At 41.3% G+C, this 8058-nt stretch carries 10 protein-coding genes and 1 other RNA gene; all 11 read right to left on the bottom strand.

What is annotated here, in order from left to right:
* Positions 1-241: 241 nt before the first annotated feature.
* The 11 genes from G476_RS0103025 to opp4B all read right to left on the bottom strand — a co-directional run bounded on the left by G476_RS0103025 (position 242) and on the right by opp4B (position 8013).
* A complete protein-coding gene (locus G476_RS0103025; protein WP_026688784.1) occupies positions 242-508 on the bottom strand; it encodes a pro-sigmaK processing inhibitor BofA family protein in 267 nt (88 codons plus the stop codon).
* Between the two features lie 91 nt (positions 509-599).
* Positions 600-821, bottom strand: coding sequence for a YaaL family protein (locus G476_RS0103020; protein WP_026688783.1), 222 nt, complete (start codon positions 819-821; stop codon positions 600-602).
* Between the two features lie 16 nt (positions 822-837).
* On the bottom strand, positions 838-1434 hold the full coding sequence (gene recR / locus G476_RS0103015) for a recombination mediator RecR (protein WP_026688782.1): 597 nt from the start codon (positions 1432-1434) through the stop codon (positions 838-840).
* Positions 1435-1568: 134 nt separating this feature from the next.
* Complete coding sequence (locus tag G476_RS0103010) at positions 1569-1886, bottom strand: YbaB/EbfC family nucleoid-associated protein (protein WP_425387204.1); 318 nt, start codon at positions 1884-1886, stop codon at positions 1569-1571.
* 121 nt (positions 1887-2007) lie between these two features.
* Positions 2008-3708, bottom strand: coding sequence for a DNA polymerase III subunit gamma/tau (gene dnaX / locus G476_RS0103005; RefSeq protein ID WP_026688780.1), 1701 nt, complete (start codon positions 3706-3708; stop codon positions 2008-2010).
* 305 nt (positions 3709-4013) lie between these two features.
* Positions 4014-4279: signal recognition particle sRNA large type (ffs, locus tag G476_RS23155), an RNA gene on the bottom strand.
* A 109-nt stretch (positions 4280-4388) separates the two neighbouring features.
* Positions 4389-4550: a YycC family protein gene (locus G476_RS23150; RefSeq protein WP_084405583.1), complete on the bottom strand. Its 162-nt coding sequence runs from the start codon at positions 4548-4550 to the stop codon at positions 4389-4391.
* A 6-nt stretch (positions 4551-4556) separates the two neighbouring features.
* Positions 4557-5063: a tRNA adenosine(34) deaminase TadA gene (gene tadA / locus G476_RS21155; protein ID WP_035186043.1), complete on the bottom strand. Its 507-nt coding sequence runs from the start codon at positions 5061-5063 to the stop codon at positions 4557-4559.
* A 337-nt stretch (positions 5064-5400) separates the two neighbouring features.
* Positions 5401-5964 carry a hypothetical protein gene (locus G476_RS0102990; RefSeq protein WP_026688779.1) on the bottom strand — a complete coding sequence of 188 codons (564 nt, stop codon included), beginning with the start codon at positions 5962-5964 and terminating at the stop codon, positions 5401-5403.
* A 170-nt stretch (positions 5965-6134) separates the two neighbouring features.
* Positions 6135-7037: an oligopeptide ABC transporter permease gene (gene opp4C, locus G476_RS0102985; RefSeq protein WP_026688778.1), complete on the bottom strand. Its 903-nt coding sequence runs from the start codon at positions 7035-7037 to the stop codon at positions 6135-6137.
* Between the two features lie 10 nt (positions 7038-7047).
* Positions 7048-8013, bottom strand: coding sequence for an oligopeptide ABC transporter permease (gene opp4B / locus G476_RS0102980; RefSeq protein WP_026688777.1), 966 nt, complete (start codon positions 8011-8013; stop codon positions 7048-7050).
* Between the last annotated feature and the right edge of the window lie 45 nt (positions 8014-8058).

Genomic DNA, 8058 nt, shown 5'->3' with positions numbered 1-8058 from the left:
GTTTCGCTTGGCTTTTTGTTTAGTTTTCAAAGGTCACTAACTTTCGTGTTTTCCGTGTCTGCCGTGTGTCTTTCGCGGCGACAAGTAATAATATATCATCTGCAGTTTTTTAAGTCAACGATTTTTAAAAACTTTTTTATTTTTTTATTTTCAAACCTCTTTTTCGGTCTGAACTGACTTTTTTTGCTGCTCAAATAATATATCAGACGAGTCGCCCCAAAACAATAGCTAATTATTAATTTCAAGGGAGAATCATCAAATCAATGAGAACAAGCACGACAATTCCAGGAATACCGAGAAAGCCAGTTACCGTTGCCGTGAAGGCATTAATCGGAAGATGATAGTCAAACAGAGAGCCAAAGGCGTTTAAAAAGAAGAGAACTAACGCACCGATTAAGATCTTTATTGCACCTTGACCAACAAAACGTAACGGCTTCATTGGCGCACCTAAAATAAGCAACAAAAAAATGCCTGCCCCAAGTAGAGATAATACAAAGATAGGTTCCATCGTATCTTGCCACCTTCTTTACATATTAAGGCTTGCCCAATATTGACAAGCCTACCTCTACTTTATGCACGCATCATAGCCATCAGAACATTCACTTCATTTTGGATGCTCTACGCTTCCTGACTTCTTTTAGTAAGAATAAATACTTCGCTTCTGTGAGCTTAGATTGGTATTGAAGATGATCTTGGTAATCAGAACTGTGTGCAAGCATGCTTCTTTGTTGATCCAAGCTGTCCTTTAACGTATCAATCTCTTCTAGTAGTCGTTCGTCACCCTGTCTACGAACCTTTCTCTTCTTTTTCCGAAAAAACATGTTGATCTCCCCTATCCTAGAGCTCTCTTCTTCCCTCGATTGCTTTAGAAAGCGTTACTTCATCTGCATATTCAAGGTCTCCACCTACAGGGAGGCCGTGGGCGATTCTCGTTACTTTTATTCCGGTAGGTTTGACAAGGCGGGATATATACATGGCAGTAGCTTCCCCTTCAATGTTTGGGTTTGTTGCTATGATGACTTCCTGTACCGTGTCATCTTGAAGTCTCTTTAATAAATCGGGAATGTAGATGTCTTCAGGTCCGATTCCATCCATTGGAGATATGGCTCCATGTAGAACGTGATATAGCCCTGAATACTCACGCATTTTTTCCATCGCTATTACGTCTTTCGATTCTTGAACAATACAAATGATCGACTGATCTCTCGCTTTATCATCACAGATGCGGCACGGGTCCGTGTCTGTAATGTGATGACAAACAGAACAGTAGGTGAGGTTTCTTTTGGCGTTTACCAACGCTTTGGCGAAATCTAGTACGTCGTCTTCTTTCATATCTAATACATAGAAAGCCAACCTTGCAGCGGTTTTGGGACCGATACCGGGCAAGCGCATAAATCCTTCAATAAGCTTGGAAATCGGTTCTGGGTATTGCAATTCCATTCACCTCGATACGAACAGCTTTGCTCGTTTAGTTGTAGCCGTAAAAATTAACCCGGCTTTTTCTTCTATAGAAAGAGAGGGCCGGCTCAAAGGATCAATCCTTTTTCGAGCCAGCCCTGTACAATTACTTAAAACATTCCTGGAAGGTTCATCCCTTTTGTGAATTTACCCATTCTTTCATTGATTAGTTCATCCACTTGAGTAAGCGCTTCGTTTGTAGCAGCTAACACAAGGTCTTGTAGCATTTCAACATCGTCAGGGTCTACTACTTCTTCTTTAATCTGAATATCAACGATGCGTTTTTCACCAGTCACTACAACCGTGACCATGCCGCCACCTGCAGTTGCCTCTACTGTTTCTTCTTTTAATTGCTCCTGTGCTTTTGTCATTTCCTTTTGCATCTTTTGCATTTGCTTCATCATATTACCCATGTTTTTCATGTTCATTTCCTCGCCTTCATATAATTAAATTTGTTTGTTTTACTTTTTTTCTAAAATGGGGATCCCATCACGTTCACTGACTAAGAGGTATACCCTTATTTTCTAAAACTACTTTGTATAATACAATCTATTCTTTCACTTCAACCAAGTCTTCGCCCATAAGCTTAATGGCCTCATCAACTAGTGGATCTTCTTCCACTTCCTCTTCATCACCGCGCTGTTCTTTAACGAAAGTGTCTTTCGTTTCTTCCCAGTGGGTCATGAGAAGGGTCAGGATCGTGATGTCGTTGTTCATCACTGATGTGAGGACACCTTCTACTGTAGATCGAAACTTTGTATCAATCATATCGCGATGCATTTCATTTTTAAAGGCTAAGACGACTTTATTAGTCGAGCACGCGACAGGTTTGCAGTCACTGAGCCAAGCGGACGCTGGTACACTTTGTCCTTTGACTTGTTCTGCAATTTGACCCCATTTGCTTGATAAGGTTTGCAGATCAGATTTACTTGCACTGGAGAGCATTTCTCTGACTCTCCCCATCTGACTGCGACTTTTGCTAGCAGATGCTGCCCGGCTTCTGGGGACCGGCTTTTTTTGAGGTTGCGCCTCGGACTGCCCTTGCCCTCCACTAGCTACGGCTCCTGGATTTGCTTGTAGCTCCTTGATGGTCTTTTCCAATTCACTGACCTTCTTAATTAACGATTGTACCTCTTGTGAGTCAAGAGCTTCAGATTGAGCTTTCTCCCTCTCGTTGCACGCTCGAACCACAAAAAGCTCGAGAAAGACTTTAGGGTGGTTGGACCATTTCATTTCTTGTTGGAAATGATTGAGTAAGTCCATCACTTTGTATATCCAGTCAGAGCTCAGCTCATTAGAAAGAGAGGTAAATGCCTCATCTGCCGTCGCCCTCTCCATGGAATCTTTTAAGGATGGGGCTGTTCGATATAGCAACAGATCTCTATAGAAGTAAATCATATCTTCCAAAAAGCGATTAGGGTCTTTCCCTTCCTTGACGACAGAGTCAATGGATGTCAAAGCCTTAGCTACATCTTGTTCTTTCAGGGCTTGAGCCAGGTCGAACAAGAGTTGTTGAGAAACGGCTCCTATAATAGAAAGAACATCTTGAAGGGTGACAGTCGTTTCTGAGTAAGAGATGGCTTGATCAAGAAGGCTCAGTGCGTCTCGCATACCACCTTCAGACGCTCTGGCAATCATGGATAAAGCCTCTTCTTCAACGTCGATATCACCAGCTGCAATAATTTCTTTCATCCTGTTGATCATGGATTCCGATGATATGCGTTTGAAGTCAAAGCGTTGACATCTAGAAATGATCGTAAGCGGAATTTTATGAGGTTCTGTTGTAGCTAAGATGAAAATCACGTGCCTCGGTGGTTCCTCGAGCGTTTTTAACAACGCATTGAAGGCTCCGGTAGAAAGCATATGTACTTCATCAATAATGTACACTTTATATTTCACTGCACTTGGAGCGAACTTTACTTTGTCTCTGATGTCTCTGATCTCGTCAACACCGTTGTTACTAGCGGCGTCAATCTCCATGACATCCACAATGGAACCGTCTGTAATTCCTAGGCAGGCCGCACATTCGTTACACGGTTCTTCAACAGGTGCATGCTCACAGTTTATGGCTTTGGCCACAATTTTGGCCGCACTCGTCTTACCGGTTCCTCGAGGTCCTGTAAACAAATAAGCATGGGAGAGCTTTTGTTGGATCAAGGCATTTTTTAATGTTTTTGTGATGTGCTCTTGTCCAACTACGTCCGAAAGAATTCTAGGACGCCAGACGCGGTATAGCGCTTGGTAACTCATGATTCTCCCCCTTCATCTAACCTAAGCAAAAAGGTAAAGCGACTACAAGCACCTAAAGATAAGGGCTCGTCGCTGTTTACTACTATTTACATACTACTCCATTATACCGACTAACCTCGCCTTTTTCAAAACGATTATGTGGCATTGTAAAGATTATTTTTAATCCTCACTTCTTTTCAACGACTTTGTTCGTCGCAAGTAGACGACTGAAGTCTCAAGAGATGAACGTAAAGAGCTTCGTGACTTTTTTAGACAAAATAAAAACAGCCACTAAAAAGCGACTGTTTCATCTTTTATGTATATAGCCGTGCACCTTCCTTTGGGATTAACACCCCAGGCGTTACCTAAGCAGTTAGCTCGATCCAGGCGACTCCACGGCACACGGAAGGTACCGCTTAGTGCTGCTTCCTTCCGGACCTGACACGGTTCACGGATTTCCGTTGCGTGGAACCCAGATGTCAACACCACTTACTTAGGTCAGACCCCACGATGCTAAAACCGGGGGAAGGAATTCGACCTCGCTATAGCGGATTGCGAGTACAGGGCACCGCTACCTCCCCGTCTAGCACGGCAAAGTTGATAACATATTAGGTTGCATCGCAATCAGCGACGCAATTACTAGTATAATCGGTTTGTCGTTTAATTGCAATAGATAGGGTTTGTAAATATCTGTAATCTGTCTACTCCTTTTCGGATTCACCCTTTTGAGCTTCTTCCTCTTCAAGCTTTGCGATTTTCGCCATAATGATATGAGGAGGTGTATGCATAATATGTTCAATTGGCATGTTTAGCTTTTTTGACAAAACCTTAGCCGTTTCTAATGAAAATTTATTTGGTTGCACAGACGATCACCCTTTTTCTTTATTTTTTCGTTTCTCCGCTTTTTTCAGCTCTCTGATTTTTTGAAAGAAGTTCGTTAAAAGAGAAGAACATGTTTCTTCCATTATACCTGATGTCACATACGCTCGGTGATTAAACCGGGGCTCATCGGTTAAATTCATCAATGTCCCGCAACATCCGGCCTTTGGATCGCTCGCCCCATAAACGACACGTTCAATCCGCGACTGGACAATCGCTCCTGCGCACATCGGACAAGGCTCTAAAGTAACATAAAGGGTACAACCGACCAGACGCCAACTCCCCACTGTTTTGCACGCTTCTTGGATCGCAGTAAGCTCTGCATGGGAAGTGGCCTGTTGAATGGATTCCCTTAAGTTATAGCCTCTGCCGATTACTGCACCGTCTTTGACGATGACAGCACCAATGGGTACTTCACCTTTTTCTTCAGCTTTTTGCGCTTCATGAATCGCTTCTTCCATCCATTGTTCGTCATGATCGTACACCGGCTTATCCATGATATGTCCTCTTTCTGTCATTCAATATTGATTAGATTGTAACCGATCTTTTTCTTGTCTACAACATCGACCACCGTCAGGTTTTGTCAAAACATTTCCCGGGGAATGGAATAGTGACGAATTTATACTATCCGATCCTCAAAATAGAAATTCCTTAAGAGAGAAGTTCACCTTCCTTGCGAGGTTGTAGGTATCATATAAAAAAGAAGATTAATACCGACACAATATCATACATATCGCTACCCGATTTATGATAGATAAGTGATATAACGGTTTCACACCAAGATTGTATTCCCAACATTGTTCTCTCTTATATCGATGGTGATAAAACAAAACCCTACTTGATCTTTGTACTAAACATAAGATAATAATGATCTGCATAGATATTGAGTTCCTTCTCTGAGATTCTCATCTCCATAAGGCCCGGAGAACCATCAATATAAATATATTCTTTTTCCGTTTCCAACTGTATTGCATAGAGGAACTCTTCCCTTTCAGTAACGAATCCGTATCCACTTACCTCTTTTATTAAGATACTAGTAGGGGAGTAGCTAGATTCAAGTACACTAATGAAGGGCGGATCAGTATCCACCACATACTGATAGTTAAGTGGCTCCGGTGTCACTTGTTCATGTAATAGCAGAATACTTTCACCATATTTATTTTCCGACCACTCAAATCTCCAAAAGCCATTGTCATTCTTATGAAAATGATCATCCGAATTATCTCTCCATTGAACGAACGGCTCTGTACACATAATTTCTAAATAATTCTCACTCTGATCTTTTCTAATGATGAAACGCTTGCCCAGTAGACCCATAAGTGTTTTACCTTGTAGCTCCATGATTCGTTTCCATTCAGGCTTCAAATTGTCTACACCATCCCTTTTGTGCTTTGGCACTGCTCCTTACTTCTTCACAAAGTCTATTTATTCCTACCGTATATGTTATTCATATTTGATTTCATATTGGTTTAGAAAAATCACTGGTATGTATTTTCATCTATTCGTTTTCGTTTTTATAGCAAAAAAACACGCACGATTTCATCTAGAAATCGTACGTGTTTTTTATACTATTTGAGTGATCTAGGGTTAAAGGCATCTTTAATCCCTTCACCGATGAAGTTAATTGCCAAAATCGTAAATGTTATTGCGAATGCTGCAGGCATCCACACCCACCAGAAGTTTCTGATAACGTGTGGTTGTCTTGCTTCTTGAATCATATTCCCCCAACTCGGTGTTCCAGAGGGAACGCCAAAACCTAAGAAACTTAAGGCCGTTTCAGCTACAATCATAACTGCCAACAATAAGGTTGCTTGTACGATGATAGTCGTCATGACATTCGGTAAAAGGTGTTTACGAATCACTTTAAATGGCGTACCACCGATTGAAATGGCAGCCATCACATATTCATTTTCTTTCTCAGACATGATTTTACTACGCACCACACGAGCGGCACCAGTCCATCCTAAAAGACTAAGTACTGCAATCAACGCCCATATACCCGCATCCCGGAAAATGGATGCTAGAACGATAACGAATACTAAGAAAGGAAAGTTCATTATAAAATCGGTGAAACGCATGAGAACAGCATCTACCCAACCACCATAATAACCGGCAATTGAACCGACTGTCATGCCGATGATTACAATAATGAACATACATACAAACCCAATTGTTAATGATGTTCTTGCACCATATAACAATAGCGTCATGATATCTCGCCCAGCACCGTCCGTGCCTAGTATATGTTCTCCACCCGGAGGAGTGTATCGATTTGTTGGTACAACATCCCTTGGATCAAAACTTGTAATAAAAGGTGCTAAGTATGCTAGGACAGTTACTAATACTAGAAAGCCTAAACTTAGCATGGCTAATTTATTTTGAAATAATTTCCGCCGAGCAATAGACCAAGGAGATTGTTTTTTGGCTGATTTTTTTAATTCTTGTTCATTCTGTTTTAAAGCCACTGACATTTCCTCACCCCTATTCTACTCTAATCCGCGGATCGACAACGCCATAGATAAGGTCTGCCAGTAAGTTACCAACAAGGGTTGCCACAGATAACATCAACGTAATAGCCGTAACTACAGAGTAATCACGACGGTCAATCGAACTGATCAATAGTTCACCAATACCTCGAAAGGAGAATACTGTTTCAATAATGACAGCCCCTCCAATAATGCTTGCAATATCAAATCCAAACAGTGTAATGATCGGAATGACGGAGTTACGCAAGATATGCTTGTTATAGATACGACCTTCTGGTGTTCCTTTTGCTCGTGCCGTTCTTACATAGTCTTTTTGCGAGTTTTCAATAATATCATTACGTAAAAATTGCGTATAACTAGCTGTTGTTAGCCCACCTAAAACGAGTGCAGGTAATGCAGTATGATGGATTTTACTCATCCAATAATCCCACGTTCCCGGTGTTAGTCCTGAACCAACACTTCCTGTAGCAGGGAACCAGCCCAACTGGAATGAGAATATGAAGATAGCAAATATTGCTGCAACGAAACTTGGGATGGCTAACATCAAATAGTTAATTCCTTGAATACTATAATCTCCAACCGTATAAGGGTTCCTTCCCGAAAAGCGACCCATAAAAAAAGCTAAAACATAGGTAATCATTAAAGACATAACCGATAACAAGATGGTATTCGGTAGTCTTTCTCCAATTACTTCTGTGACATCCATTCGATGGATAAATGACCGTCCGAAATCCCACTGAAGGATACCTGTGGCCCAACGTGCATATTGAACGTGAACAGGATCGTTTAATCCTAATTCTTCTCTCTTTTCTTCAATATACTCTGGGCTTGAAATAGCTGGATCAATTTGTCCAGAAAGGGCATCCCCTGGCATTGCTAATGCCAGGGAAAATACCACTACGGAGATCATGATCAAGATTGGTATCATGATGAATACTCGCCTAATTGTATAGATTAACATGATCATTTCTCCTTATTTGTAACATAGTAAGGAATAACTTACGTC

This window comes from Alteribacter aurantiacus DSM 18675 (assembly GCF_000429705.1).
Classification (GTDB): domain Bacteria; phylum Bacillota; class Bacilli; order Bacillales; family Salisediminibacteriaceae; genus Alteribacter; species Alteribacter aurantiacus.
The sequence above is the reverse complement of the archived record's forward strand: the minus strand, read 5'-3'. Positions and strand labels throughout refer to the sequence as shown.